The following is a 26,392-nucleotide window of genomic DNA, read 5'->3' on the forward strand; positions in this document are numbered from 1 at the left end:
CTTTGGTAAATTTTTAAAATTGTATAGCTTAGTAATCAAGATATAATTCCAACAAAAACGAAGCTGATGACTAAAGAACGGTTGACTTCATTAGATGTATTTAGAGGATTAACTGTGATAATGATGACCATTGTTAATAATCCAGGAAGCTGGGTAGCAATTTATCCCTCATTGGAACATGCTAAGTGGAATGGATGGACACCAACCGATTTAATATTCCCTTCTTTTATTTTTATAATGGGAACAGCTATCCCATTTGCAATGCCAAATAAAAAGTTCAACTCCACCGTTTTCAACAAAATAATGGTGCGTTCATTGCGTCTTTTCTGTCTAGGGCTTTTTCTGAATTTCTTTAACGATCTCGAATTCTTTGGTTGGGTAGGTATGCCATTATTAATTGGCAGACTGGCAATAACTTTTGCTGTGGCTTATGCTTTATTGGGGAAGTTTAGCCTAAAAATTAAAACCGTTTTAGCAATATCAGTACTCACAATTTTACTCTTTTTAGCCTATTTCGGTATTTCAGATTATCAAGAAGTTCGAATCCCAGGTGTTTTACAACGCATCGGTCTGGTTTATTTTTTTAGTTCGATTTTGTATTTAAAATCCAATATTAGAACTCAAATTTTAGTAGTTACAACGCTTTTAATTGGTTATTGGGCTTTAATGACACTCGTGCCAGTCCCTGGAATTGGCGCCGCAAATTTGGAAAAAGGCACTAATCTTGCGGCTTACATTGACAACCTTTTCCTAAATAATCATATGTGGAGTCGATCTAAAACTTGGGATCCCGAAGGAATATTAATTACCCTTCCCGCTATAGCTTCTGGAATAATAGGAATGTTAGTGGGGCAATTACTGAATCATCATTGGCCAAAAATTGAAATTGTCAAAAAAATGATACTAATTGGTTTTAGTTTGCTAATTCTTGGATTACTATGGGACATCCTATTTCCTATCAACAAATTACTTTGGAGTAGTTCATTTGTTTTATTCACATCAGGATTTGCCTCTTTAAGCTTAAGCTTTTTGTATTACGTCATAGATATTTTGCATTATAAAAAAGGAACGAAACTATTTCTAATTTGGGGGTTAAATCCAATAATTGTATTTTTCTTTTCAGGAATAATTCCTAGAGTCCTGACAATGACAAAAGTAGAACACCCCGTATTTCCTGGGAAACCACTAGGATTTCAAAGCTATTTTTACAATTACGGAATTGTACCATTATTCGAAAATCCAAAAGATGCTTCATTGACCTACGCCTTGATTTATACTATTTTTTGGAGTATTATTTTATGGGTGTTTTATAAAAACAAATTGTTTTTTAAAGTATGAAAGATTAGCATAAAACCTCAAAAATCGAATATTTGCTTGCGAATTTTAAGCTAAAACAACATCATTATTCCATTAATAAACGTTACTTTTGCGCCCAACCAAAAATAAAATTAAAAAAAATGGCTTCTAATAGAACTTTTACAATGATCAAACCCGATGCTGTCAAAAACGGACACATTGGAAACATTTTAGCAATGATTACTAATGCAGGTTACAAAATTGTTTCTTTGAAATTAACACAATTAACCGTAGCCGATGCTCAAGCCTTTTATGCCGTTCACGCCGAAAGACCTTTCTACGGAGAATTAGTAGAATTTATGTCGAGCGGACCAATTGTTGCAGCTATTCTTGAAAAAGAAAACGCAGTTGACGATTTCAGAACGTTGATTGGAGCAACCAATCCAGCTCAAGCTGCAGAAGGAACTATCCGTAAACTCTACGCAACCTCAATGGGAGAAAATGCAGTTCACGGTTCAGATAGTGATGAAAATGCAGCCATCGAAGGAGCATTTCATTTTGCTGGAAGAGAGCAGTTTTAATCTTAGATTTCTGATTTTAGAGTTTAGATTTAAAAAATAATACAAATAGAAAATCCCGTTTCGAATATTTGAAACGGGATTTTTTTCTTTTATCTAAAAACTGAACACTACCGTAAAACCACATCTTTAACAACATCGCGTCGCAATTCTTCGTTTATCATAGCAACAATTTTGGATTTTCCGTGGGTTAATTCTTCTCTCAAAACTGCCGAAGAAAGTTCAACATACAAAGTGCTTCCTTTCAAAACCACGTTTTTTGTATAATGATTTACGCCATTTCCCATCAAATTTTTCCAAGCTTCTCTCACATCAATTTGATCCATTCCGGGTTGCAATTTGTTGACTTGAATAATCTCGTTCAAAATAGCACCAATCGTACTTTGATTATTTAGTCTTTTTGCCATCACTTTCAATATTTATTGGGGTTGCTTTTTTATAATGATATTCTTTTTTTTCAGCATTCAAAAACACCATTTTATCGTCTGAAATTGCTGTCAACTCCTCTGACCACTTGGCATAAGAAGTAACATAGTCAAAAAACACCTTGTCTTTTTCGAATCGTACTTTTACACTTTCTTGAGTATCATTAACCAAAAAAGTACCGTCTAATTGAGGCATCACTTTTTTTCGAAAGCCACTATTATTTTTGCCAATTTGAAAATAATCATAACTATCGTTTACCGTATAATCTTTGGATTTACCATCCTCAAAAACTACTTTTTCAATTTCCCAATAACCATTTGTTTTAGCAATATCCTCTGGTTTTATCTTTTGCTGACAAGAGATAAAAAGAAACGCAACGAAAAAAAATCCAACTATATTCTTCATAATTTTTAGGAGCTAATTCCTGCTTTTCGCTTCAATCTTTTTATTTTTTTAAGAAAAAATAAAAAGGATTTCCACTTCAATCAGGGCTAGGGTTTAGTGGTAAAAAGATGTTTTAATCTATCGAACAAAGTTAATCTTATTAGATTGAAAGAAAACAAAAATAAAAAAAACTCATTAAACTATTTTCAATATTTTTGGTCAAATTCCTAAAATAGCTGAAACATGAAAAAAATTATCTATAGTTTACTAATCGCAATATGCTTTTTAGGATGCAGTTCAGAAAGCACAAAACCCGCTCCATCACCAAACGAAACACTTTATTTTCCACCATTATCAGGTGATGTTTGGGAAACCAAATCGATTGCCGATTTAGGATGGAAACAAGCTGCTGTTCAACCACTTTTAGATTATTTAGAACTCAAAAATTCCAAAGGTTTTATTATTTTGGTTAACGGTAGAATTGTTATGGAAAATTATTTCAACGGACATTCTGCAACAACCCCCTGGTATTGGGCTAGTGCTGGTAAAACACTAACCGCAACAATAACTGGAATTGCCCAACAAGAAGGTTTGCTCAACATCAACAACAAAGTTTCAGATTATATAGGAACGGGTTGGACGAGTTTGTCAATAGACAAAGAAAACTTGATTACCAACAAACATTTGCTTACCATGACTTCAGGTCTTGATGATACTACTGATGATATAACTCCTGCAAAACTAATTTATAAAGCCGATGCAGGTACACGATGGGCTTATCATAACGTTTATGTGAAATTGCAAGATGTTGTTGCACAGGCAAGTGGTCAAACTTGGTCGAACTATTTCAACTCAAAATTGAGAGATAAAATCGGTATGACTGGAACTTGGATACAAGACGGTAACAATAATGTGTATTGGAGTACCACCCGAAGTATGGCGCGTTTTGGATTGCTAATGTACAACAAGGGAAAATGGGAAAACAGCACTATTCTTAACGAAACCTATTTCAATGAAGCTACCAATACTTCTCAAAACATTAATTTAAGCTATGGCTATTTATGGTGGTTGAATGGAAAAACAAGTTATCATTTACCTCAATCCCAATTGCAATTAAACGGAAGCATAATTCCTAGTGGTCCCAATGATATGTTTATGGCTTTGGGGAAAAATGACCAAAAAATTTATGTGATTCCAAGCAAAAAAATGGTGGTGATAAGAATGGGTGACGCTGCCGACAATGTAAATTTAGCATTATCCGATTTTGACGATGTACTTTGGCAAAAAATCAATGCTTTGTACCAATAATTATTCTCTTTTATTTCTGCTTTTGAAAAAACCAAAAATAAAAAAACCTGCACCCAAAATCAGTAACAAATAATACAAAACCATATTTTGGTCTCTAACTAGATTTGACAAAACAAAGGCAATTATACTCAAAAAGTAAAGAAAAATAGGTGGTATATTTTTGAAAGAAGAAAAATTCATTATAAAACTAACATTAGAATCTTTGTCGAAATTTTAAGATGACAAGATTTTTTTATTTAAAAAAACTATCTACAAACTCATATTTATTGAAGACTTGTAAATCTTCTATACCTTCTCCAACTCCAATATATTTCACAGGAATTTGAAATTGGTCAGAAATTCCAATAACCACTCCACCTTTGGCGGTTCCGTCTAGTTTTGTAACGGCAAGCGAAGTAACTTCTGTAGCAGCAGTAAATTGTTTGGCTTGTTCAAAAGCGTTTTGTCCAGTCGAACCATCAATAACCAATAAAACATCGTGTGGCGCATCGCCAACCACTTTTTGCATTACTCGCTTTACTTTCGTTAACTCATTCATCAAGTTAATTTTGTTGTGTAAACGACCTGCAGTATCAATAATAACAACGTCAGCATTTTGAGCTACGGCAGATTGCAAGGTATCAAACGCTACAGAAGCTGGATCGCTTCCCATATTTTGTCTTACAATTGGAACACCCACTCTATCTGCCCAAATTTGCAATTGATCGATTGCTGCGGCTCGAAAAGTATCGGCTGCCCCAAGTACGACTTTGAAACCTGCTTTCTTAAATTGATAGGCTAGTTTTCCAATAGTGGTTGTTTTCCCAACACCATTCACTCCCACTACCATCAAAACATAAGGTTTTGTGGCTATTGGAATTACAAATTCAGTAGCTTCACCTGAATTGGTTTCAGAAAGTAAACCCGCAATTTCTTCACGAAGAATTTGATTGAGTTCATCAGTTCCAAGAAATTTATCTTCCGAAACTCGTTTCTCTATTCGGGTGATGATTTTAAGAGTGGTATTTACTCCTACATCCGAGGAAACAAGAATTTCCTCTAAGTTATCTAAAACCTCATCATCAACTTTCGATTTTCCAGCAACGGCCTTGGTTAACTTTGAAAAAAAAGAGGTTTTCGATTTCTCTAAACCTTTGTCTAAAGATTCCTTTTTTTCAGAAGAAAATAATTTTTTAAAAAAACTCATCGGATTATTGATTGAGGATTAACGATTTTTTATTTCAGATTTCATTGTAACTCATAGCAACTTCTGAAATTTAATTGACAAATATAAAAAATAAAAAAGCTACTTCCGAATGAAAGTAGCTTTTCTATATAGTACTATAGTTAATTATTTCTTTTTCAAGAATTCATCAACTGCTTCAGGAGCCATAATAGATTCTACGAATGTATATGCACCTGTTTTTGGAGATTTCACCATTTTGATGGCTTTTGATAATCTCTTAGAAGATGTTTGTAACGATGCTACGGTTTTCTTTGCCATGATTCAATTTTTTTAAAACTTTTACTTCAAGTAAAAATTCTTATTATTTAATTTCTTTGTGAACAGTTACACGTTTCAAGATTGGATTAAATTTTTTAATCTCTAATCTGTCTGGAGTATTTTTTTTGTTCTTAGTTGTTATGTATCTTGAAGTTCCTGCAACACCAGTTGTTTTGTGTTCAGTACATTCTAAAATTACTTGGATTCTATTTCCTTTTGCTTTCTTTGCCATCTTGATATATAGGTTTTAGGAACGGATTATTTAATAAATCCACCTGCTTGAGCTTTTTTCAAAACTGCAGCGATTCCGTTTTTATTAATTGTTTTTACCGTAGATGCAGCTACTCTTAGAGTAATCCATCTATCTTCTTCTGGAAGATAAAAACGCTTTTTAACTAAGTTAACAGAAAATTTTCTCTTAGTTTTATTCATAGCGTGAGAAACGTTATTTCCTACCATCGCTCTTTTACCTGTAAGGTCGCAAACTCTTGACATTATCTTATCTTTTATCGTTATTCAAAATCAGGGTGCAAAGAAAAGAAAAATAAACCTATTACGCAAAAAAATTATTGCACATTTTTTAAAATTTCTTTTCGCAACATTTCTAAACTCTTAACAACTGCTCTATCTATCACTTTTTCACGGGGTTGACCAAAATTAAACTCTTCAATTATTACTTCATTTGGTGTTGCCAATGCTATAAATACTGCTCCAACCTCGGCTTCAGACTCCCCTTTTGATGGTCCAGCGTTACCCGTTGTAGCAATTGCATAATCTGTTTTCATTAAATTCCGAACATTTACCGCCATTTGCTGAGCTACTTCAGCGCTTACAACTGAATGTTTTTGAATTAATTCTGCATGAATTCCTAAAAGTGATACCTTAGTTTCTGTTGCATAGGAAACTACACTACCTTTAAAATAATTTGAAGCTCCAGAAACCGAAGTCAAAACCTGTGCAATTTTCCCTCCTGTACAACTTTCGGCAGTCGAAATAGTTTTGCCTTGTTGTGTCAAAAATCGACCAACAATCTTTTCTAGAGTTTCGTCTTCTTCAAAACCTACAATGCTATCTCCAATGATTTTAGACAAAGAAATCACATTTTCGGAAATGGCTTTTTCTAATAATTCTTTATTTGTTCCACGTGCTGATAGTCGCAAACGTACACTTCCTAGACTTGGTAAATAGGCTAATTTTATAAAATCGGGTAAATTATTTTCCCAATTTTCGATGGTTTCGGCCAATAAACTTTCGCCTATTCCGTATGTCAAAACGGTTTTATGAAGAATGTAAGGTCGTTTATATTCTTCAACAACTTTGGGTATAATTTCATTCTCGACCAAATATTTCATTTCAAAGGGAACTCCTGGCAGCGAAATAAAGACGGTATTTTCTTTTTTCATCCACATTCCCGGTGCTGTTCCGACTTGATTATGAAGTACCGTACATTTTGAAGGAACTAAAGCTTGGTCTTTATTGATTTGAGTAATTGGCCGCTTAAAAAAACCTTCAATAAGTTGAGTAACGTGTTTTAAAACCTCTTGATTTACAATTAATTCATCGTCAAAATAATCACAAAAAGTTTTTTTAGTGATATCGTCTTTTGTTGGGCCAAGTCCACCGGTAATAATGACTAAATCGACTTTGTTTTGAAACTTTGAAAAGGTTTTTAGGATGTGTTCTTTACTATCACTAATAGAAATCATCTCGTGTATTTCGATACCAATTCTATCTAATGATTTGGCAATAAAAGCCGAATTTGTATCGACAATTTGTCCTATTAATATTTCGTCACCAATGGTAATTATAGATGCTTTCATTTGGAAGTGAGAAGTTAGAAGTGGGAAGCTATTTTCTAAATAAAAAAGAGCAACCAGAGGAAGCTCCTTTTTATTTTTTTTTAGAAAAAAAGTAATTTTTAAAAAACTTGAAACGTACAGCAACAAATTGCCCCTTATAGATCGAAGTCTTTCTTTAATTCTTTGATGGCATCTTTAACTTGTTGTTTGATGCTTTTGAAAGTTTCTTTAATTTCTTTGGTTTCGCCTTCAGTTTTTGTCCAAGCCTCGACTTGAAGAATTTCTTCGAAAGCAACTTTCAATCCCAATAAATCTAGAGATGGTTTGACTTTATGCGCATAAGAATAGGCATGTTTATGGTCTTTCTTTTTGATTCCTTCTTTGATTTCTGCTATATCTTCGGGAATTTCGTTAACAAATAACGTCACGATTTGTAAAACAAATTCCGGATCGTTGTCTGAAAGTGCGTACACTTTTGCTAAGTTGTAATGTAGTGCCATTATTTTATTTGTATGCTAAATAGTTTATTTCCTTCTAAAAATCCTTCTAAAACATCCTCGGGTTTTACTGCTGCAACACCTGCTGGGGTTCCAGTAAAAACAATATCGCCAATTTTCAAGGTAAAATACTGAGACACATAAGAAATGAGCTCGTCAATCTTCCACATCATTTGGTTGGCATTCCCTTTTTGAACTGTTTGATTATTATTGGTCAATTCAAATGTAATATTTTCTAATGAATTAAATTGACTTTTTGGCAAAAATTCTCCTATCACAGCCGAGCCATCAAATGCCTTTGCCTTTTCCCACGGCAATCCTTTTGCTTTTAATTCGTTTTGCAAATCGCGAGCTGTAAAGTCGATTCCTACACTAATTTCGTCATAATATTTATGAGCAAACTTGGCGTCAATATATTTTCCAACTTTGTTTATTTTAACAATCAGTTCAATTTCGTGATGAATATCATTTGAAAATTCAGGAATCACAAAAGGATGTTGTTTCAACAAAATAGCCGAGTCGGGTTTCAAAAAAATTACGGGATCCGAAGGCCTTTCGTTCTTCAACTCCGCAATGTGACTGGCATAATTACGACCTATACAGATTATTTTCATTGTTTTAAGTAATTAGCGACTAGTCACTTATATTTTAGTATTTAATTTCCTCAATTTAATTGCCGTCAAAACTTTCTTGGTGTATAAAGGAAAATCGGCATTTTGAATCCAACTGAAATAACCAGGTTCACTTTCTAAAACTACATCCACTTTAACTCCTTTGTGTTTTCCGAAAGTAAAAATTTCGTCGCCGTCTTTATCAAAAGCTATCATTCCTGCAAAATCAGCAATTTTTTTTCTAGTTGTAAATTCTGAAAGTGATTTTATATCATTCTCCAGTTCGGGATAACGATCTAATTGAGCTTTCATAATTTCATATGTCGCCATAGTGTCGGCTTCAGCAGAATGGGCATTTTCGAGGCTTTGCCCACAATAAAATTTAAGTGCTGCACTCAATGTTCGCTCTTCCATTTTATGAAAAATAGTTTGAACATCGACAGAAACTCGATTTTTCATGTCAAAATCTACTCCAGCTCGAAGTAATTCTTCTGCCAATAGTGGAATGTCAAAACGGTCGGAATTGTATCCCGCCAAATCCGAATCCTTAATCATATTGTAAATCACCGAAGATAATTCCTTAAAAGTAGGCTCGCTAGCTACTTTTTCATTACTAATACCGTGAATGGCGGTCGATTGTGGCGGAATGGGAATAGTCGGGTTGACCAACCAGGTTTTACTTTCTTTATTTCCGTTAGGAAAAACTTTGAAAATTGCTATTTCAACAATTCTATCTTTGGCAACATCAATCCCTGTAGTTTCTAGATCGAAAAAACAAATTGGTTTGTTAAGCTTAAGCTCCATTTTAAATTTTTAGAATGACAAATATATCTTTTTGAACTTACCGTTCGTCGATTATTAAAAAAAATTGGATAAAAAAATGAAAACCCGACAAATTTAAAAAACAGTCGGGTCTATAACTTTAAATTTAGATTATATTAAAAATTTCTATCTAGATCAAATGCTTCTAAATATTCGGCTACTCGTTTTACAAAGCTTCCGCCAAGAGCTCCATCAACTACACGATGGTCGTAGCTGTGTGAAAGGAACATTTTTTGTCGAATGCCAATAAAATCGCCTTCGGGAGTTTCGATTACGGCTGGTACTTTTCGAATAGCTCCTAAAGCCAGAATTCCAACTTCTGGCTGATTGATAATTGGCGTGCCAAAAACGCTACCAAAAGTCCCCACATTGGTAACTGTATAAGTTCCTCCTTGAGTATCGTCTGGTTTTAGTTTGCCTAATTTTGCACGATTGCCTAAATCATTTACCGCTTTTGCCATTCCAACTAAATTAAGTTGATCAGCATTTTTTATAACTGGAACAATCAAATTCCCATTGGGTAATGCTGCTGCCATTCCAAGGTTGATGTTTTTTCTTTTGATAATTTTATCGCCATCAACAGCGATGTTCATCATTGGAAAATCTTTCAAAGCTTTGGCAACTGCTTCCATAAAAATAGGTGTGTATGTCAACTTTTCACCTTCTCTTTTTTCGAAAGCCGTTTTTACCTTATCCCTCCATTTTACAATATTGGTCACGTCAACTTCAATAAACGATTGCACGTGTGCCGAGGTTTGAATCGAAGCCATCATATAACCCGAAATCAGCTTGCGCATTCTGTCCATTTCGATGATTTCGTCGCCTCCGTTTACTGAAACTGGTATTTTTGGTTGTTCGTTGTTCGTTGTTCGTTGTTGGGCTAATGGTTCTTGTATGTTGGTTCTTGTATCTAATTTTCTAGCGGCAACATAACCCAAAATATCTTCTTTAGTCACTCTTCCTTCTTTGCCTGAACCAGTAATATTTTCTAATTCGGCAAGAGAAATACCTTCTTCTTTAGCAATATTTTTTACTAAAGGTGAGAAGAACTTTTCAGAATCTGAGAAATTAGTTGGTACAGCTAGAGTTTCTTTGACCACTTCTATTGTTTTTTCAATTGCGGCAACCTCAACCGGAGCAACTATTTCTTGTTTGGGTTCGTTTGAAACAGAAATCCCTTCGGTTTCGATAATTGCAATGGTTTGTCCTACTTGAACTATATCGTCTTTTGCAAACAATTGTTCCACTAAGATTCCTGAAACTTCACTTGGCAATTCGCTATCAACTTTATCAGTGGCAACTTCAAGTACTGTTTCATCGGCTTCAATTTTATCTCCCACTTGTTTCAACCAATTTGTGATAGTTGCTTCTGCAACGCTTTCTCCCATTTTTGGAAGTTTTAATTCAAATCTTGCCATAGTATTATCCTAAAAGGTCATTTTGATTTCGTGACTGCAAAATTAGTGATTATTTTCAGTTTCAGCCATGAATTTCACAAATTTACACGAAACCTAAAATTCTAAATTTTCACTATTTCGCCTCTATCAAAACTACTGTTACTACCAATAACAAAATGGGAGTTTTGGGGAAGAATTTTAAAGGTAAACCCTTTATTTTTATGCACTTCAAAAAAGTTAATTATAGTTTTGAAATTGAATTGATTTTGGTCTAAAATAATTTCTCCTGTAAAATTTTCCTGAATTGGATGTGAAATATCCTGAAGTTGGATTGGTTTAGCTAAACTGTTTTCTAACTTTTCTTTCAAAATCAGATTATTTGAAATAAGAATATAATTGTTAGGCTTTAATTTTGATTTTGGATTGCCCCAAAACATTTTTGCGAATGAAAAGAATACAATTCCAATTTCCATAAAAACAGAAAACAAAAAGGAAACTTTAAAATGCTTTTTGTAGAAAAAATTCATCGCTTCACGAGATCGCTTCATATAAGTTCCGTCTCTGAAAGTGCTCTCCCCTTTGTAATGTACGACAGAAGTTTCGTGAAAATAATAATTTGATTTTCCCTTTTGCAAAACCATATAGGACAAATCGATATCGTCTGAATACATAAAACATTTTTCGTCAAAACCACCAATTTCATTGTATAAATCCCGTTTCATTAGCATAAAAGCACCCACGAGAATTTCCACTTTTCCAGTTTCATTTTCGGATAAATGTTGAGCGTAATATTTGCCAAAACTCTTTGAAAAGATTTTATACAAACCTGTAATTTTGGTAAAAGCCACAAAAGGAGTTGGAATTCCACGTTTGCTTTCGGGTAGAAAATTTCCTGTTCCATCGATGAGTTTCACCCCGACAATTCCTAAATCTTCTTGCTTTTTAGCAAAAGCCAATACTTTCGTAAAAGTATCTTCGGCAACAACCGTATCGGGGTTTAGAATACAAATATATTCTCCATTGGCAATTGCAACACCAATATTATTCCCTTTTGGAAAACCTGAATTTTCTTTGTTTTCGATGAGTTTTACGTTCGGAAATCGCTGTTTCATCATTGCACAACTATCGTCTTGAGAGTTGTTATCAACGACAATAATTTCGGCATCGATGTTTTGTATAGCGTTTTGAACACTTGAAACACAAAGTTCCAAGAAGTAACGCACATTATAGTTGAGGATTATGACTGATAGTTGCATTTTTGAGGATTATATTATAGCAACTTAATTAAGTCGTCTGGATTTTGTTTATTATTCCAAAATAAAATCAAGTCGATTTGAGATTTATCTACAATGATTTTATAATACAAAGTGGTCTGTTTTGAAATCACCAATGAGTAACAATTATTTTTGGGTTTATAAATTCCTATTTTTGGGTTTTTAGATACTATTTAAAGAAAATCGTAAACTAAATCTTCAAATTTCTGAACTTCTGCTTCATTCCATTTTGATAATATGAAATTTATTTCTCCAAAATAGGTGCGAGTTGCAATTGATTTCCATTCAATTCTATAAATCATTTCAAGAAAGGATATTTTAATTTGGTAATCCTTTTCATTTCTTCATTAGAAATACCTATTCCCATTTCACTCTCCTCCAAACCTTTTGCTAATAATTTTTGCAACAAAATTTCTTGCTCATCTGTATTACTTGGATCTAGCTTTTCTTTGAAAGTTGCTTTATAATCGGTTGTAGGCTCCTGAACAGAATCCTGTTTTTTATCAATCGAATGTTTCTTTGAATTTACCATTTTCGAAATCATTTTAAACCTCAAATATATACAAAATAAACCAAAACAAAAAAGCTGCTTCAAATCTGAAACAGCTTTCTGGGTATTTAATAATTGAGTCTTTATTATTGACCTGCTTCTTTTTTGGCGTCTTGCACCATTTTGTCATTGGCCATAATAGCAAATTCAACACGACGGTTTTGAGTTCTCCCTTCGGCAGTGTCATTGGTTGCAATTGGATCTGCAATTCCTAAACCTGTTGTTTTAAAACGAGAAACTAGCAAGCCTTTTGAAACTAAATAATCTTTCACCGATTCTGCTCTTTTTTGCGAAAGTGTCAAATTGAATTCTGGACTTCCTGTACTGTCAGTATAACCATAAATTTCGATATTGGTGTCGGCATAATCTTTAAACACTGGAACCAATTTGTCTAAATTGGCTTTGGCTTGTGTGGTCAATGTAGCTTTACCCGTATCAAAACGAACAGCATCTTCTTTCAACACCAAGCGAATTCCTTCGCCTACTCTCTCTACATCAGCTCCTGGTAATGCTTGGTCAATTTCTCTAGCTTGTTTGTCCATTTTATTTCCAATCAAAGCTCCAGAACCTCCACCAATAGCTGCTCCGATAAGTGCGCCTCCAGCAGTTCCAATTTTTGAATTATTCCCTATAATTCCTCCAATAAGCGCTCCTGCAGCAGCTCCAATTCCTGCTCCTTTTTGAGTGTTATTTGCATTTTTTGTTGCTTCACAACTGGCAAAAAGAGTAGCCAATAAGAACAAACTGCTCATTACTAAAATTGCTGTTTTTTTCATATATGTAAAATTTATTTGTTATTGGTCATATATGTTATCGCCTTTTACTTATTGGTGTTTGCTTAAGCAAACTTGTTTTAATGGCGATTTCATAATTATTTAGTTTTTAGTAGAAATGATTTTTTCAAATTGATAGGTAACTTCTTTTGTTTGTCCACCAACATTAATAGTGTCTATTAATTGAAATGAAGCCTCTGTTTGATTGGCCACACGCAATAAATAACCTTGGGTAATTGTTTTAGATTTCACTCCAGCTTCAACAATTTTAAGAACAAAAACGCCGTCTTTATTAATACTCCAAACAATTGGCGAACTAAAAGCAGGACAGTCCGACTTTGTTAAACTCATACTTCCTTTGTTATTGTTAGAAATAAAATTCCAAGTACTTCCAACAAAACATTTTGAATCGGCGATTTGAAAGGAATTGACTTTGATATAATCAGAACCCGGATAAGTCACGCTAGTAATTGTCCAATCTCCTTTGATAGACACTTGAGAACTTTTGTCCAATTTCGTGTTGGCAACTGGTTCGCTCTTAACAGTTGTACTCGTAGTACTGGATGTACTCTTGCACGCAAAGAAAAATAGAGTCACCATCAGTAGTGTAATTGCTTTTTTCATATTAATAAGGTATTTAAGATTAAACTCTTACAAAGTTACAATGTAGCAAGCATAAATGGTTTCGAAATAACTGTATTTTGTTTCAAAATTAACACTTCCGACATTTTGTCACTTTGTACACAATTGGTATTCTATTTGAAGAAAAGATACTCAATTGTAAAACCATTAAAAAAAACAAAAAAATATGGCAACTGGACAAATTAACGTTTCGGTAGAGAACATCTTCCCCCTAATCAAGAAATTCTTGTACAGCGATCACGAAATATTTTTGCGTGAATTGATTTCCAATGGAACAGATGCTACCCTAAAATTAAAACATTTAACCAGCATTGGCGAAGCCAAAGTGGAATACGGCAACCCAATCCTGGAAGTAAAAATCGACAAAGAAGGCAAAAAACTGCACATCATTGACCAAGGTTTGGGAATGACTGCCGACGAAGTGGAGAAATACATCAACCAAATCGCTTTTTCAGGAGCCGAGGAATTCCTGGAAAAATACAAGGATTCTGCCAAAGATTCAGGAATCATAGGTCATTTTGGTCTTGGTTTTTATTCCGCTTTTATGGTGGCTTCGAAAGTGGAAATCATCACCAAATCTTACAAAAACGAACCTGCAGCCCACTGGATTTGTGACGGAAGTCCAGAATTCACTTTGGAACCAGCCGACAAAACCACTCGTGGAACCGAAATCATTTTACACATTGCCGAAGATTCATTGGAATTTTTGGAAGAATTCAAAATCAGGGAATTGTTGAACCGTTACAACAAGTTTATGCCTGTTCCAATTAAATTTGGAACCAAAACGGAAACCTTGCCAAAACCGGAAGATGCTCCCGAGGATTACGTAAACGAAACCATCGAGCTTGACAATTTCATCAACAACCCAAATCCGGCTTGGACGAAGCAACCAACTGAATTATCGGACGAAGATTATAAAAATTTCTACCGTGAAGTCTATCCAATGCAATTTGAAGAGCCGTTGTTCCACATTCATTTGAACGTGGATTATCCGTTCAACTTGACTGGTATTTTATATTTCCCAAAATTGGGTTCTGATTTGCAAATCCAGAAAGACAAAATCCAATTGTACCAAAACCAAGTTTACGTTACCGATAATGTAGAAGGAATCGTGCCTGAATTCTTGACAATGTTGAAAGGTGTGATTGATTCTCCAGACATTCCATTGAACGTTTCTCGTTCAGGCTTGCAAGCTGATGGTGCTGTGAAGAAAATTTCGAACTACATCACACGTAAAGTTGCCGATAAATTGAAATCATTGTTCACAGAAAACCGCCAAGATTTCGAACAAAAATGGAATGACATCAAAGTGGTTTTAGAATACGGAATGCTTTCAGAAGAGAAATTTTACGAAAAAGCAGGTGCTTTCGTTTTGTATCCAACGGTTGATGACAAATACTTCACTTTAGACGAATTGAAAGAAAATCTAAAAGAAAACCAAACAGACAAAGACGGAAAATTGGTTGTTTTATACGCTGGAAACAAAGAAGCACAACATTCTTACATAGAAATCGCCAAAGAAAAAGGATACGAAGTATTGCTTTTGGATTCGCCAATTATCTCGCATTTGATTCAAAAAATTGAAGGCGACAATAAAGATTTAACTTTTGTTCGCGTGGATTCAGACCACATCGATAATTTAATCAAGAAAGAGGAAACCACTATTTCTAAATTATCGGATACCGAAAAAGAAAGCTTGAAAACTTCATTGGAAACTTACATTCCAAAAGCTTACACCGTTCAATTGGAAGCTTTAGACAGCAACGCTGCTCCGTTCATCATCACGCAACCCGAATTTATGCGTCGAATGAAAGAAATGAGCCAATCAGGCGGTGGCGGAATGTTCGGAATGGGCAATATGCCGGAAATGTACAATTTGGTGGTAAATACCAATTCTGATTTGGCTTCCAATATTTTGAACACTGAAGACAAAACAACCCAAGAAGGTTTGGTAAGACAAGCTTTGGACTTGGCCAAATTATCCCAAAACCTGTTGAAAGGCGAAGAATTGACGGCTTTCGTGAAAAGAAGTTTTGATTTGATCAAATAAGTATTAAGAAAATAGTATTAAGTATTAAGACCTGCAAGTGAAAATTTGCAGGTTTTTTTTGTTTTGGAGCAAATGGATTTGTTACCAATAAACCATAATCAAATAGAATTTTTAAAATTCAATTTCTTTTTAAGTTAAAAATTCATTGAATGATTTGTAAATAATTATTTATATATTTGATGAAATAATACTACGCATAAATACAACCAAAACATACGCATAAAACAACAATTTAGAAAATAAACTGACAATTTATGCGTATATAAAAGTTAGGTGATATTTTTAAAAATCGGAGACAAAAATTTAACTATGAAAGCAATTAGAGACCTTATTTATTTTGACTACGATAAAGCTAAATCACTACATAGCCAATTATCCGGTGGTTTATTGCAAGAAATTACTAGAGCAATTGAGAACGAAAATAATATCAATAACGAATTAGGTTTTGACATAAAAATCATCAAAGCTAAAACAGGCGAAGGTGAAAAAGAAAGAATCATAAAAACTGAGCGAGTGGAATTATATCACGAACTTTTAAACGAAATTGAAAGTAATTTAACCTCCAAAAACATACTTAAAGATTTAAATTCAGAACTAACATCATTCAATGAGTTTCTTGAAAAAGTTCCTAATTACACCTACGTAAAAGCTACAGGTTGGACAACTTTTGAAGATTACGGTAGATTTACAAATATTTTAGATAATATGAATGAAATTCAACGATTAGTTTATGCTTCTTCTTTGGAAAGTCATCCTGAAGTTATTGTTGCAAGAAAGCAAATCGATGAAATGAGAAAGTCTCTTAAAAGAGGACAAAACACAAAAGAATTAGCAAAATTGAAAGTTATGGAGAAAAACTTCGATAAACTTATTCAGGAAAATTCTGACGCCAGTCTTCTTGACGAAACCTTCGTTGAAAGAGTAAAAACATTTATAAAAACACTCAACCCAAATAGATTAAATTTTAGACTTCTCCCATTTGATGACTTTCCAGAGTTTCAAATTATATCAAATTTAAAAAATGATTTTTTAGTTGATGGTTCATTCGATAATGTAATCTATAATTATGGTAGTCGACCAAACATCAAACTAACTGTTTTTGGAATAATTACCTCTTGTCCTCAAATATTTGATGAACGTGTTCATCCAGCTGATGAATTCAAATATCAAGACGAAACAGAATTATCAGTTGAGAAAGTTTATGACAAAGTTTTTCGTGGAGTGTTTAATGCCATAGAAGGATTAGAAAAATTCTTTAATGTATATCATCCCAAAATTTCTGTAAGTCCAATTGGAATTTATAGAGAAATAATAATTGAAGAATAAAACATCCCCTGTGCTGGCGCGAGCGTCCCGCTCGTGCACCCCCTGTGCTGGCGCGAGCGTCCCGCTCGTGCACACAAACAAAATAAAGAAATCTCAAATTGAAATGGGTACGAGCGGGACGCTCGCACTAGCTGTGAGAAAATTATAAATAGAAACTAATAATAAATAAATGCACGTAATTTTAATTATACTACCTCTATTATTTCAAATTATTTTTGGCAGAAAAGCTATTGGAGGAGATATTAAATGGAGCTTTGGAACAATTTGTTTAATTAGTTTTTTGGGTCAAATCCTATTCACCATTTTGGCATTTAACCTAATTGTATATTATCTTGAAAAAAACAATAATACTTGTGGAATGCCATTAGTAGGACTTGTAATGTTTTCGTTATTATTTACTTTAATCTTATTGATAACAATAATTATACAATACCGCATTAAAAAATCATATGGAGATGAAGATGAAATTGAAGACGAAGATGAAGATGAAAATGATAAAATAGATGAAGAACAAGATGATGAAGATGAAGAATACGAAATTAATTGAAAGATGAAGAACTTACTGCTTTTGTAAATAGAAGTTTTGATTTGATAAAATAGTTTAAACGATTAACCGTTTAATCCAAAAGACCTACAAGTGAAAATTTGCAGGTCTTTTTTTTGAGAAAAAACCACATATTGATTAAAGATTCCCGAACTTTGAACGTAAATTAAATATTTAAAAAATGACTGTACACATTGAAACTCCGGCTCTACTTTTCTCGGCCACTTCCTTAATTTTATTAGCTTACACCAATAGATTTCTTACCATTGCTACCATCATTCGAGGATTAAAAAAAGCTTATAAGGAAAAAGAAAGCAGTATGGTTTTATTGGAAATCAAAAACCTGAACTTGCGTTTAACACTCATTCGTTACATGCAAATGGCGGGCGTTTTGAGTTTATTCCTGTCCGTTTTTACAATGTTATTATTATTTTTAGATGAACAAGAGTTTGGGGTTAAACTTTTTGGGTTAAGCTTACTTAGTTTGCTTATTTCATTGGGATTGTCTTTTTGGGAAATCAATATTTCTGTTGGTGCGCTTCGAGTGCATTTGAGCGATTTGATGGAGAAAAAAGAAGCGAAATAAAACAAAACTCTTTGAGGACTAAACTAAAAAATGGCACACGGATAACACGGATTGAACGGATAAAAACTGATTTTTTTTAATTTTAATTCGTGATAATCAGCTAAAATCCGTTTAATCAGCGTACCATTATTTTATTGACATAAGTAACGGATAGCCATAAAATCAAAAGATTTCATAAAGCGATTAAACCCTTTTATAAAATCTAAGTCCAACTTTTATAGCACTTTAGATTATGGACAAAAACACACTTTGGTCATTGCGCCTCGGATATTCGGCAAAACAAGCAAAAACTATCGAAAAAATAGGTTTGAAAAAGTTCTTGGAACAATCTTTTGCCACCAAATTTGATTCTAAAATTCCCGATTTTCTGGAAGACAGTCCCAAATCGATTAAAGAATTACAAAAAGCTAAAAAAGCTTTAATGGCCGAAAATCCCGAAGCCAAAAAAGAATTACTCAAAAAAGAAATTCAGACTTCTGCCGAAATGAGAGCGTGGTGGATTGACAAAATGAACCAAGATGAATTTCCGCTTCGCGAAAAAATGACGTGTTTCTGGCACAATCATTTTGTTTCCACCTTTCAGAAAGTGAAAGTCAATTATTGGGTTTTTCAACACAATCAAATCCTGAGAGAAAATGCTTTTGGCAATTATAAAACCTTGACCAAAGCAATCGTTCAAAGTAATGCAATGGTGCGTTATTTGGACAATGTTGACAACAAAAAAGGCAAACTCAACGAAAATCTGAGTCGGGAATTGCTCGAATTGTTTACCCTTGGCATCGGGAATTATACCGAAGAAGACATTAAAAACGGAGCCAAAGGTTTGGCCGGTTTGGGTCTTGGTGAAGACAACGCTATTTACAGAAAAATTTTCGAGGACAACGACAACTTCGTTTATCTTGGCAAAAAAGGAAATTTCAAAATAGACGAAATGATTGACATCATTTTCGAACAGCCCAATATTCCGTATTTAATTACTCGAAAAATATTGAAATGGTTCATTTATGATAATCCAAGAGAAGAATTGGTGCATTATTATGGTGATTATTTCAAGAAAATGAATTTTGAAATCAAACCGCTTTTGACCAAAATTTTCACCGAAGAATATGCCAAAAACAATGCTGGTTCCAAAATTAAAAATCCATTGGAATACGCTTTGCAACTGATGAACGAACTCAATATTGAAAATCCCAATGAAAAATTAATTGCACGATTCCTCAAAGATCAAGGAATGGATTTGTTCAACCAACCCAATGTAAAAGGATGGGATGGCGGAAATTCTTGGCTGACTTCACAGGTTTTCTTGCAACGAAACAATATTGCCGATTTGCTTTGCAACGGAAAAAACTTGACCCGAGCCAAAAAAATCAACAATGACAACTCGATGATGAGTGATGATTTAATGACAAGACAAAACCCAAACCAGCAACTCAAGGTAAAATTGGATTGGAACAAAGAAGGCAACAATAAAGAGATCATTGGCGAACTCAAAAATAGATTGTTGTTTCAAACGGACGAAGCCGACCAACAAGATTTTGAAAAAATACTAAAATACGATTTCGACAGCAAGACCGAAGGCTCGGATAATGCGGTAATGCGATTGTTCAATTATATGGTTAAAACTCCTGAATTTCAACTTATTTAAAAATCAAGAAAATGGACAGAAGAAAATTTTTAACACTCACTGGAACATTTACAGGTGGTTCACTCCTTTTGCCTGACTTTTTATATTCTTTTGGCTCTCAAAAAAATTTGATTGTAGGCGAACAATGCATCGTTTTTGTTCAATTGAATGGTGGAAACGATGGATTGAACACCTTTATCCCTTTTGAAGATGCACTTTATTATGATGTGCGTCCAAAAATTGCGCTATCCAAAACCGAAGTATTAAATTCAGCAAAAGGTATGGCGTTTCATCCCGCATTGAAAGGATTTGCCAGTATGCAACAAAGTGGCGATTTGTCAGTGATACAAAATGTGGGCTATCCGAATCCGGTTCGTTCTCATTTCAGGAGTCAGGAAATTTGGCAAACTGCACCAACCCATCAGGAATATTTAAGTGATGGCTGGTTGGGACGTTATCTTGATTTGCAATGCAAAGAACACCAACCTACGGCTGGAATAAATATAGACACGATTGACAATTTAGCTTTGAAAGGGGAAGAACCCAACTCGATTACGGTGAAAGATCCCGACCGATTCAAAACCAAAAGCAAGGCCGAAAATGACGGTCAATTATCCAAGAATCCACAATTGGATTTTGTTCGAAAAGTAGCCAATTCGGTAGTGGAAGGCTCGGATGACATTCAAAAAGCATTGGCAAAATCAGCACCTTCGGATGTCGTTTATCCCAAAACAGGCTTGGCCAAAAATCTCGAATGGATTTCGAAATTAATCAAAGGAAACCTGAATTCGAAAGTGTATTATACCTCTTTGGGCGGTTTTGACACGCACGACAACCAGCTTTCCATTCATAAAAATAAATTGACAGAACTCAATGATGCCGTTTTTAGTTTTTATGAAGATTTGAAAAAATCGCAACAATTACAAAACGTTACGATTGTTGTTTTCTCGGAATTTGGTCGTCGCGTGAAAGACAATGGACGAGGCACCGATCACGGAACCGCGGCACCAATGTTTGTCATTGGGGGAAACAACCGCGGCAAAATAATCGGAAACAACCCCAATCTTTCGGATTTGGACAATGGCGATTTGAAGCACGAAATTGATTTTAGAAGTGTGTATGCCTCGATTTTGAAAAACAAACTGGATTTTGATTTCACCAAAATTGGAATACAAAACAAGGCTTTAGAAGGATTGTTTTAAAAAAGTCTAAAATTTCTATCTTCAAACCATAACTATCCCTTATTTTTATACTTCAATTTAAAAATAAAAAAATGTTAGGTATTACATTAACAGAAGCGGTAGGATATTTGGCCTCATTAGTATTGATGATTTCTTTTCTAATGAAAAACATCAACACATTACGAATAGTCAACTCTACTGGATGCTTATTATTTGTGATTTATGGTTTTATGTTGGCAACCTCATGGCCGATCATCATTTCCAATGCTTTCATCTTGGGAGTCAATATTTTTTATTTGACCAAGCATTTTCGAGCCAATTAAACACCATTCTTAATGTTATAATACTGTTAAATTTTAAAAAATAGAAAATGTTAATTGCAAAAACAGTGTCGATTTACAAAAATTTAACAAAAAATTTTGATTTTAAAATGCATTTACCTTAACTTCGTATGCATTAACAATCTAAATTTTACATTATGAGAAAATTATTGGCTGAATTTTTTGGCACGTATTGGTTGGTTTTTGGAGGTTGCGGTAGCGCACTTTTTGCTGCTGGAATTCCCGATTTAGGAATTGGATTCGTGGGGGTTTCTCTTGCATTTGGTTTAACCGTTTTGACAATGGCTTATGCTGTGGGTCATATTTCTGGCGGACATTTTAATCCTGCAGTTTCTTTTGGATTATGGGCTGGAGGTCGATTTTCTGCCAAAGAATTAGTTCCTTATATCATTGCACAATGCGCTGGAGCGATTGCCGCTGCTGGAACTTTGTTTGCAATTGCATCAGGAAAAGCAGGTTTTTCAATAGATCCTTCAAAAGCAGGTGCTTTTGCCTCTAATGGTTTTGATGCTTTTTCTCCTGATGGTTATTCTATGCAATCGGCATTTATAGCTGAATTCATTTTGACTATGTTTTTCTTGTTAGTAATTCTTGGAGCAACTGATAAATTTGCCAACGGAAAATTTGCTGGAATCGCAATTGGATTAGCTTTAACCTTAATTCACTTAATCAGTATTCCAATTACCAATACATCTGTAAATCCTGCTCGTTCTTTGTCTCAAGCAATATTTGTAGGTGGCGAACCATTGTCACAAGTTTGGTTGTTTTGGGCTGCACCAATTTTAGGAGCAATTGCAGCTGGATTTATTTATAAAAATCTTTTGCAGGACACTTCAGAAGCTTAATTTTTTTTCAAAATATATTTTAAAGAGAAAAGCAAAGATGAAAATCTTTGCTTTTCTCTTTATTTTTGCATTATGAACTCACTTTTCCAATCAGAACCTATTGTTTTTAATCTCCCAGACGCAGACATTATTTATTATCCTCATTTTTTTAACAAGGAAGAAGCTGATGCGATTTTTGAACAATTAACAACTGACATTCCTTGGCAACAGGACGAAATTCGAGTTTTTGGAAAAGTACATCCGCAACCTCGTTTAACAGCTTTGTTTGGAAATGATGGAAAATCGTACTCCTATTCGAATATCAAAATGCAACCTCTACCGTGGAACCCAATTCTAGAAAAGATAAAATCACAGATTGAAACTGTCATTGAAACCGATTTTACCACAGTGCTACTCAATCTCTATCGCGACGGAAAAGACAGCAACGGTTGGCATGCCGACAACGAAAAAGAATTGGGCAACAATCCTATAATTGCTTCGGTTAGTTTTGGGAGTGAACGTGTTTTTCAACTCAAGCACAATTCGATTTCGAGGCTCAAACAAAATATTTTGCTTGAACATGGCAGCTTATTGGTGATGAAAGGAACCACCCAACATTTCTGGAAACATCAAATTCCGAAAACGTCAAAACTCATTGGATCCAGAATAAATCTAACATTTCGAATCATTAAATAATCATATTATCCAAAAATCATTAGATTTGAAATAAAATACTGATTATGAACGAGATTATTGCTTACTTTTCTACAATTCCATCCTCACACAGAAGTTTGATTCTTGTGGGTGGAATTACTTTTTTTTGGTTAATCGAAAATGCTTTTCCGCTCTTTCATTTCAAGTATAAAAAATGGCAACATGCTGGAATAAATTTTTTCCTGACCTTTACTACCATTCTTATTAATTTTACTTTAGCCTTTCTTTTACTAAAGGCTTCTGATTGGACAATTGCAACCAATTTTGGTGTTTTACAATGCTTGCCAACAATACCTTTGTGGCTTTATACAGTAATTGGGTTATTGTTACTGGATTTAATTGGAGCTTATTTGGCGCATTTAATTGAGCATAAAATCAAATTTCTATGGCGTTTTCACTTGATTCATCATACGGATACTTGGATAGATACAACATCTGGAAATAGGCATCATCCTGGCGAAAGTATCATCCGTTTTGCATTTACAATCATAGGAATAGTAGTTGTTGGAAGCCCAATGTGGTTAGTTTTTATCTACCAAACTATTTCGGTTGTTTCTACACAGTTTACTCATGCTAATTTTTCATTTCCCGAAAAAATAGATACCATAATGAGTTATTTTTTGGTTTCACCCAATATGCACAAGGTGCATCATCACTATAAATTGCCTTATACGGATAGCAATTACGGTAATATTTTTTCGATTTGGGATCGGCTTTTTGGCACATTTATGTATCTCAAAAAAGAAGAAATAGTATATGGAATAGACACACATTCAAAGCCAGACGAAAATAATCAATTGATGAATTTATTAAAAATACCATTTCAAAAACTCCGTTCGCCAGAAAACGATTAAAAATCATAAAAAAATACACCTTTAGATAAAAAGTAATTATTTTTTTTATTAATATTGGACAAAGATTTAAAAACAAATCTATTAACATTAACCCTAAATATAAAATTGAATTAATTTTCACCTAATGAAGAAGAGTAACCGCACAGAATTAAATTGGGAACAAACAGAAAAACTTGTTACGTTCGCCTTAGAGGAAAGAAACCCTTTTGAAATCATCAAAAAAGAATTTGGGTTATCTGAAAAAGAGGTTCTTGAAATCATGAAAAAAAAGATGCCTGCTGAGAAATTTGAAATGTGGAAAAAGAAAGCTTTAGCCAGTAAACCAAAACCAAAACCTGCAAAAATTGACGACTTTGACGAAGACTTAGATGGTAAATATTATATAAAAAATAAACTTGATTAACATTTGACTCCTGATATTCAGGAGTTTTTTTATTATTCAAATTATCCTTTAAAAACTGAGTTTAAGTGTAACATATCTATACTTTCAAAGTCATATATCACAAATAAAAACATAAAATGAAAAAAATAATATTTGCTTTTGCTTTTGCAACTGTTCTATGGAGTTGTAAAACTGCTAGTACTGCTAGTGCGACTTCTAATAAAGAAGAAATTCAGGTTAACATTAATCTAAATGAAATCAAGAATGACAAGGTTTTAGTTACCGTTAAATCACCTAAAATCAAAACAGATGAAGTGACTTATCACATCCCAAAAACAGTTCCAGGAACCTATTCTGAAGACAATTATGGAAAACATATTGATGATTTAAAAGCTTTCGACAAAAAAGGAAACCCTTTAACTGTTAAAAAAACGGATGAAAATTCTTGGTCAATAGCTAAAGCTAAAACTTTGGATAAAATTACCTATTTTGTAAACGATACTTATGACACCGAAAAAGGAGAGGGCTTTGGTTCTGGAGATATTTTTTCGCCTAGTGGTTCAAACATTGATGCAGGCAAAAACATAATGCTTAACACGCACTGTTTTGTTGGCTATTTTTCAGATTATTTGTCGGTTCCTTATAAAGTTTCTATTTCTCACCCAACAACTCTTTGGGGAGCAACTTCAATGACAGATCAAGATCCAGCTACTACAAATGATTTATTTATAACGCCACGTTATGCTGAATTAGTCGAAAACCCAATTATGTATTCAAAACCTAATTATACTACTTTCACAGTAGATAATATGGAAATTCAAATTGCCGTATATTCTCCAAACGGAAAAATTACAGCAGAGAGCATAACGCCCGAAATGAAAACCATGATGACGGCTCAAAAACGTTTCTTAGGGTCTATCAATTCAACCAAAAAATATAGCGTTTTATTGTATTTGTCCACTATGAACAAGGATGCTCAAGGATTTGGTGCTTTGGAACATCCAACTGCAACAACCGTGGTATTTCCAGAAATGCTTCCAAAAGATGAATTAACAAAAGAGATGAAAGATGTCGTTTCGCATGAGTTTTTTCATATTGTAACACCTTTGACCATTCATTCTCAAGAAATTCAAAATTTTGATTATAATGCTCCAAAAATGTCAGAACACTTATGGATGTACGAAGGAGTGACCGAATATTTTGCCAATCTTTTTCAAATCAATCAAGGACTGATTGATGAAGATGAGTTTTATACTAGAATGGCAGGAAAAATTGAAAATTCAAAAAAACTAGATGACACCATGCCATTTACAACTATGAGTAAAAATGTGTTTGTAGAACCTTATAAAGCTCAATATTTGAATGTGTATGAAAAAGGGGCTCTGATTGGAATGTGTTTGGACATAATTATCAGAGACAACAGCAATGGCAAAAGAGGAATTCTTGATTTAATGCAAAAATTATCGAATGAATATGGCGTTTCAAAAGCATTCAATGACGAGGAACTTTTTGCGAAAATTACTCAATTGACTTATCCTGAAGTTGGAGAATTCTTGAAAACTTATGTTTCAGGTTCAACTCCTATTCCTTATGCAAGTTATCTAGCTAGAGTTGGAGTGACAAAATCAATCAAAAAATCACCAACAAATGTTTTCTTAAAAGGTCAAATTCCATACATTTCTGTAAATCAATCTACTAAAGAAATTATCATAAATCCAAGCAATGATTTAAACGTTTTTTATACTAACTTGGGTTTAAAAGGAAGTGATATTATACTGGCAATTAATAGTAAAAATTACAATTATGACAATATCTACGATATGATTTCGGATAGCGATAAATGGAAAGAAAACGACCCAATTTCTGTAAAAATAAAACGAGAGGGTAAAGAACAAATTATCAATGGAAAAGTAAAACTTCCATATGAAGACAAAGAAAGTTTTGAAGCAACAGATGCAACAAAATCAGAGTTGAAAAATGCTTGGCTAAAAGGCTAAAAAATAATTGACTAGTCCTAAATAATCGATACAGATTATTAGACAAATTTAAATAAATTAAACAGCATCAAAAACGTTTTTGGTGCTGTTTTTAGTTTTATAGGTTTTCATTAATATTTTATTTTGTTC

Annotated in this window: 31 protein-coding genes; 15 read left to right on the forward strand and 16 right to left on the reverse strand. The window is 33.7% G+C overall.

The features are described from left to right. Positions 1-66: 66 nt before the first annotated feature. Together C3L50_RS10735 and C3L50_RS10740 are read left to right on the forward strand one after the other, a co-directional pair. Positions 67-1,338 carry an acyltransferase family protein gene (locus tag C3L50_RS10735; protein WP_103806166.1) on the forward strand — a complete coding sequence of 424 codons (1,272 nt, stop codon included), beginning with the start codon at positions 67-69 and terminating at the stop codon, positions 1,336-1,338. Between the two features lie 119 nt (positions 1,339-1,457). Then, on the forward strand, positions 1,458-1,877 hold the full coding sequence (locus C3L50_RS10740) for a nucleoside-diphosphate kinase (protein ID WP_103806167.1): 420 nt from the start codon (positions 1,458-1,460) through the stop codon (positions 1,875-1,877). 107 nt (positions 1,878-1,984) lie between these two features. Here C3L50_RS10740 and C3L50_RS10745 read toward each other — a convergent pair whose 3' ends face one another. Both C3L50_RS10745 and C3L50_RS10750 read right to left on the reverse strand, forming a co-directional pair. Then, on the reverse strand, positions 1,985-2,281 hold the full coding sequence (locus tag C3L50_RS10745) for a DUF721 domain-containing protein (protein WP_103806168.1): 297 nt from the start codon (positions 2,279-2,281) through the stop codon (positions 1,985-1,987). Continuing rightward, entirely contained in the window at positions 2,262-2,705 is a 444-nt protein-coding gene (locus C3L50_RS10750) for a hypothetical protein (RefSeq protein ID WP_103806169.1), read from the reverse strand. The genes C3L50_RS10745 and C3L50_RS10750 overlap by 20 nt, the downstream gene beginning before the upstream one ends. 222 nt (positions 2,706-2,927) lie before the next feature. Between C3L50_RS10750 and C3L50_RS10755 the strand changes: the two genes are divergently transcribed. Next, positions 2,928-3,992 carry a serine hydrolase domain-containing protein gene (locus tag C3L50_RS10755; RefSeq protein WP_103806170.1) on the forward strand — a complete coding sequence of 355 codons (1,065 nt, stop codon included), beginning with the start codon at positions 2,928-2,930 and terminating at the stop codon, positions 3,990-3,992. Between the two features lie 232 nt (positions 3,993-4,224). Here the strand turns inward: C3L50_RS10755 and ftsY are convergent, their stop codons facing one another. The 14 genes from ftsY to C3L50_RS10825 form a co-directional block, all read right to left on the reverse strand. Beyond that, a complete protein-coding gene (ftsY, locus tag C3L50_RS10765) occupies positions 4,225-5,178 on the reverse strand; it encodes a signal recognition particle-docking protein FtsY (RefSeq protein WP_103806172.1) in 954 nt (317 codons plus the stop codon). A gap of 144 nt (positions 5,179-5,322) precedes the next feature. Then, positions 5,323-5,475 carry a DUF4295 domain-containing protein gene (locus tag C3L50_RS10770; protein WP_073370281.1) on the reverse strand — a complete coding sequence of 51 codons (153 nt, stop codon included), beginning with the start codon at positions 5,473-5,475 and terminating at the stop codon, positions 5,323-5,325. A 43-nt stretch (positions 5,476-5,518) separates the two neighbouring features. Further along, positions 5,519-5,707, reverse strand: a complete 189-nt coding sequence (gene rpmG / locus C3L50_RS10775; protein WP_103806173.1) for a 50S ribosomal protein L33 — start codon at positions 5,705-5,707, stop codon at positions 5,519-5,521. A gap of 26 nt (positions 5,708-5,733) precedes the next feature. Beyond that, complete coding sequence (rpmB, locus tag C3L50_RS10780; protein WP_103806174.1) at positions 5,734-5,970, reverse strand: 50S ribosomal protein L28; 237 nt, start codon at positions 5,968-5,970, stop codon at positions 5,734-5,736. A gap of 71 nt (positions 5,971-6,041) precedes the next feature. Continuing rightward, complete coding sequence (locus tag C3L50_RS10785) at positions 6,042-7,295, reverse strand: competence/damage-inducible protein A (protein WP_103806175.1); 1,254 nt, start codon at positions 7,293-7,295, stop codon at positions 6,042-6,044. A gap of 134 nt (positions 7,296-7,429) precedes the next feature. Continuing rightward, positions 7,430-7,774: an Hpt domain-containing protein gene (locus C3L50_RS10790; RefSeq protein ID WP_103806176.1), complete on the reverse strand. Its 345-nt coding sequence runs from the start codon at positions 7,772-7,774 to the stop codon at positions 7,430-7,432. Next, positions 7,774-8,385: a fumarylacetoacetate hydrolase family protein gene (locus tag C3L50_RS10795; protein WP_103806177.1), complete on the reverse strand. Its 612-nt coding sequence runs from the start codon at positions 8,383-8,385 to the stop codon at positions 7,774-7,776. The genes C3L50_RS10790 and C3L50_RS10795 overlap by 1 nt, the downstream gene beginning before the upstream one ends. A gap of 27 nt (positions 8,386-8,412) precedes the next feature. After that, entirely contained in the window at positions 8,413-9,186 is a 774-nt protein-coding gene (locus C3L50_RS10800) for a 3'-5' exonuclease (RefSeq protein WP_103806178.1), read from the reverse strand. Positions 9,187-9,320: 134 nt separating this feature from the next. Next, positions 9,321-10,622, reverse strand: a complete 1,302-nt coding sequence (locus tag C3L50_RS10805) for a dihydrolipoamide acetyltransferase family protein (RefSeq protein WP_103806179.1) — start codon at positions 10,620-10,622, stop codon at positions 9,321-9,323. Positions 10,623-10,723: 101 nt separating this feature from the next. Next, the gene (locus tag C3L50_RS10810; RefSeq protein WP_103806180.1) at positions 10,724-11,857 is read right to left on the reverse strand and encodes a glycosyltransferase family 2 protein; all 1,134 of its coding nucleotides are present in this window, start codon (positions 11,855-11,857) and stop codon (positions 10,724-10,726) included. A 191-nt stretch (positions 11,858-12,048) separates the two neighbouring features. Then, positions 12,049-12,177 carry a hypothetical protein gene (locus C3L50_RS16555; protein ID WP_262496690.1) on the reverse strand — a complete coding sequence of 43 codons (129 nt, stop codon included), beginning with the start codon at positions 12,175-12,177 and terminating at the stop codon, positions 12,049-12,051. After that, the gene (locus tag C3L50_RS10815) at positions 12,174-12,407 is read right to left on the reverse strand and encodes a hypothetical protein (RefSeq protein ID WP_133158876.1); all 234 of its coding nucleotides are present in this window, start codon (positions 12,405-12,407) and stop codon (positions 12,174-12,176) included. Before C3L50_RS10815 ends, C3L50_RS16555 begins: the two co-directional genes overlap by 4 nt. A gap of 104 nt (positions 12,408-12,511) precedes the next feature. After that, entirely contained in the window at positions 12,512-13,201 is a 690-nt protein-coding gene (locus tag C3L50_RS10820) for an OmpA family protein (RefSeq protein ID WP_103806182.1), read from the reverse strand. Between the two features lie 99 nt (positions 13,202-13,300). Then, positions 13,301-13,822, reverse strand: coding sequence for a lipocalin family protein (locus C3L50_RS10825; protein ID WP_103806183.1), 522 nt, complete (start codon positions 13,820-13,822; stop codon positions 13,301-13,303). A gap of 184 nt (positions 13,823-14,006) precedes the next feature. On the opposite strand from C3L50_RS10825, the gene htpG reads away from it, so the two are divergent. The 12 genes from htpG to C3L50_RS10885 all read left to right on the forward strand — a co-directional run bounded on the left by htpG (position 14,007) and on the right by C3L50_RS10885 (position 26,263). Next, positions 14,007-15,890 (forward strand): molecular chaperone HtpG, encoded by a 1,884-nt coding sequence (htpG, locus tag C3L50_RS10830; RefSeq protein WP_103806184.1) that lies wholly within the window; start codon positions 14,007-14,009, stop codon positions 15,888-15,890. 309 nt (positions 15,891-16,199) lie between these two features. Next, complete coding sequence (locus tag C3L50_RS10835) at positions 16,200-17,216, forward strand: DUF6414 family protein (protein WP_103806185.1); 1,017 nt, start codon at positions 16,200-16,202, stop codon at positions 17,214-17,216. Positions 17,217-17,385: 169 nt separating this feature from the next. Beyond that, positions 17,386-17,763, forward strand: a complete 378-nt coding sequence (locus tag C3L50_RS10840; RefSeq protein WP_103806186.1) for a hypothetical protein — start codon at positions 17,386-17,388, stop codon at positions 17,761-17,763. Positions 17,764-17,941: 178 nt separating this feature from the next. Continuing rightward, complete coding sequence (locus tag C3L50_RS10845) at positions 17,942-18,346, forward strand: DUF2721 domain-containing protein (RefSeq protein ID WP_103806187.1); 405 nt, start codon at positions 17,942-17,944, stop codon at positions 18,344-18,346. A gap of 232 nt (positions 18,347-18,578) precedes the next feature. Continuing rightward, a complete protein-coding gene (locus C3L50_RS10850) occupies positions 18,579-19,991 on the forward strand; it encodes a DUF1800 domain-containing protein (protein WP_103806188.1) in 1,413 nt (470 codons plus the stop codon). An 11-nt stretch (positions 19,992-20,002) separates the two neighbouring features. Further along, a complete protein-coding gene (locus C3L50_RS10855) occupies positions 20,003-21,172 on the forward strand; it encodes a DUF1501 domain-containing protein (protein WP_103806189.1) in 1,170 nt (389 codons plus the stop codon). A 71-nt stretch (positions 21,173-21,243) separates the two neighbouring features. After that, positions 21,244-21,474: a uroporphyrinogen decarboxylase gene (locus C3L50_RS10860; RefSeq protein WP_103806190.1), complete on the forward strand. Its 231-nt coding sequence runs from the start codon at positions 21,244-21,246 to the stop codon at positions 21,472-21,474. Between the two features lie 155 nt (positions 21,475-21,629). Beyond that, positions 21,630-22,337 carry an aquaporin Z gene (gene aqpZ / locus C3L50_RS10865; RefSeq protein ID WP_103806191.1) on the forward strand — a complete coding sequence of 236 codons (708 nt, stop codon included), beginning with the start codon at positions 21,630-21,632 and terminating at the stop codon, positions 22,335-22,337. A gap of 72 nt (positions 22,338-22,409) precedes the next feature. After that, positions 22,410-23,012, forward strand: coding sequence for an alpha-ketoglutarate-dependent dioxygenase AlkB family protein (locus C3L50_RS10870; protein ID WP_103806192.1), 603 nt, complete (start codon positions 22,410-22,412; stop codon positions 23,010-23,012). 44 nt (positions 23,013-23,056) lie between these two features. Further along, a complete protein-coding gene (locus C3L50_RS10875; RefSeq protein WP_103806193.1) occupies positions 23,057-23,884 on the forward strand; it encodes a sterol desaturase family protein in 828 nt (275 codons plus the stop codon). 124 nt (positions 23,885-24,008) lie between these two features. Further along, positions 24,009-24,287, forward strand: a complete 279-nt coding sequence (locus C3L50_RS10880; RefSeq protein WP_103806194.1) for a DUF2805 domain-containing protein — start codon at positions 24,009-24,011, stop codon at positions 24,285-24,287. Between the two features lie 116 nt (positions 24,288-24,403). Continuing rightward, entirely contained in the window at positions 24,404-26,263 is a 1,860-nt protein-coding gene (locus C3L50_RS10885; protein ID WP_103806195.1) for a M61 family metallopeptidase, read from the forward strand. The last annotated feature ends 129 nt before the right edge of the window (positions 26,264-26,392 follow it).

The organism is Flavobacterium alvei, from assembly GCF_002920895.1.
Classification (GTDB): domain Bacteria; phylum Bacteroidota; class Bacteroidia; order Flavobacteriales; family Flavobacteriaceae; genus Flavobacterium; species Flavobacterium alvei.

Coding starts and splice junctions, on each gene's coding strand:
- C3L50_RS10735 (WP_103806166.1), top strand. CDS start 67: ATGACTAAAGAACGGTTGACTTCATTAGATGTATTTAGAGGATTAACT.
- C3L50_RS10740 (WP_103806167.1), top strand. CDS start 1,458: ATGGCTTCTAATAGAACTTTTACAATGATCAAACCCGATGCTGTCAAA.
- C3L50_RS10745 (WP_103806168.1), bottom strand. CDS start 2,281: ATGGCAAAAAGACTAAATAATCAAAGTACGATTGGTGCTATTTTGAAC.
- C3L50_RS10750 (WP_103806169.1), bottom strand. CDS start 2,705: ATGAAGAATATAGTTGGATTTTTTTTCGTTGCGTTTCTTTTTATCTCT.
- C3L50_RS10755 (WP_103806170.1), top strand. CDS start 2,928: ATGAAAAAAATTATCTATAGTTTACTAATCGCAATATGCTTTTTAGGA.
- ftsY (WP_103806172.1), bottom strand. CDS start 5,178: ATGAGTTTTTTTAAAAAATTATTTTCTTCTGAAAAAAAGGAATCTTTA.
- C3L50_RS10770 (WP_073370281.1), bottom strand. CDS start 5,475: ATGGCAAAGAAAACCGTAGCATCGTTACAAACATCTTCTAAGAGATTA.
- rpmG (WP_103806173.1), bottom strand. CDS start 5,707: ATGGCAAAGAAAGCAAAAGGAAATAGAATCCAAGTAATTTTAGAATGT.
- rpmB (WP_103806174.1), bottom strand. CDS start 5,970: ATGTCAAGAGTTTGCGACCTTACAGGTAAAAGAGCGATGGTAGGAAAT.
- C3L50_RS10785 (WP_103806175.1), bottom strand. CDS start 7,295: ATGAAAGCATCTATAATTACCATTGGTGACGAAATATTAATAGGACAA.
- C3L50_RS10790 (WP_103806176.1), bottom strand. CDS start 7,774: ATGGCACTACATTACAACTTAGCAAAAGTGTACGCACTTTCAGACAAC.
- C3L50_RS10795 (WP_103806177.1), bottom strand. CDS start 8,385: ATGAAAATAATCTGTATAGGTCGTAATTATGCCAGTCACATTGCGGAG.
- C3L50_RS10800 (WP_103806178.1), bottom strand. CDS start 9,186: ATGGAGCTTAAGCTTAACAAACCAATTTGTTTTTTCGATCTAGAAACT.
- C3L50_RS10805 (WP_103806179.1), bottom strand. CDS start 10,622: ATGGCAAGATTTGAATTAAAACTTCCAAAAATGGGAGAAAGCGTTGCA.
- C3L50_RS10810 (WP_103806180.1), bottom strand. CDS start 11,857: ATGCAACTATCAGTCATAATCCTCAACTATAATGTGCGTTACTTCTTG.
- C3L50_RS16555 (WP_262496690.1), bottom strand. CDS start 12,177: ATGATTTATAGAATTGAATGGAAATCAATTGCAACTCGCACCTATTTT.
- C3L50_RS10815 (WP_133158876.1), bottom strand. CDS start 12,407: ATGGTAAATTCAAAGAAACATTCGATTGATAAAAAACAGGATTCTGTT.
- C3L50_RS10820 (WP_103806182.1), bottom strand. CDS start 13,201: ATGAAAAAAACAGCAATTTTAGTAATGAGCAGTTTGTTCTTATTGGCT.
- C3L50_RS10825 (WP_103806183.1), bottom strand. CDS start 13,822: ATGAAAAAAGCAATTACACTACTGATGGTGACTCTATTTTTCTTTGCG.
- htpG (WP_103806184.1), top strand. CDS start 14,007: ATGGCAACTGGACAAATTAACGTTTCGGTAGAGAACATCTTCCCCCTA.
- C3L50_RS10835 (WP_103806185.1), top strand. CDS start 16,200: ATGAAAGCAATTAGAGACCTTATTTATTTTGACTACGATAAAGCTAAA.
- C3L50_RS10840 (WP_103806186.1), top strand. CDS start 17,386: ATGCACGTAATTTTAATTATACTACCTCTATTATTTCAAATTATTTTT.
- C3L50_RS10845 (WP_103806187.1), top strand. CDS start 17,942: ATGACTGTACACATTGAAACTCCGGCTCTACTTTTCTCGGCCACTTCC.
- C3L50_RS10850 (WP_103806188.1), top strand. CDS start 18,579: ATGGACAAAAACACACTTTGGTCATTGCGCCTCGGATATTCGGCAAAA.
- C3L50_RS10855 (WP_103806189.1), top strand. CDS start 20,003: ATGGACAGAAGAAAATTTTTAACACTCACTGGAACATTTACAGGTGGT.
- C3L50_RS10860 (WP_103806190.1), top strand. CDS start 21,244: ATGTTAGGTATTACATTAACAGAAGCGGTAGGATATTTGGCCTCATTA.
- aqpZ (WP_103806191.1), top strand. CDS start 21,630: ATGAGAAAATTATTGGCTGAATTTTTTGGCACGTATTGGTTGGTTTTT.
- C3L50_RS10870 (WP_103806192.1), top strand. CDS start 22,410: ATGAACTCACTTTTCCAATCAGAACCTATTGTTTTTAATCTCCCAGAC.
- C3L50_RS10875 (WP_103806193.1), top strand. CDS start 23,057: ATGAACGAGATTATTGCTTACTTTTCTACAATTCCATCCTCACACAGA.
- C3L50_RS10880 (WP_103806194.1), top strand. CDS start 24,009: ATGAAGAAGAGTAACCGCACAGAATTAAATTGGGAACAAACAGAAAAA.
- C3L50_RS10885 (WP_103806195.1), top strand. CDS start 24,404: ATGAAAAAAATAATATTTGCTTTTGCTTTTGCAACTGTTCTATGGAGT.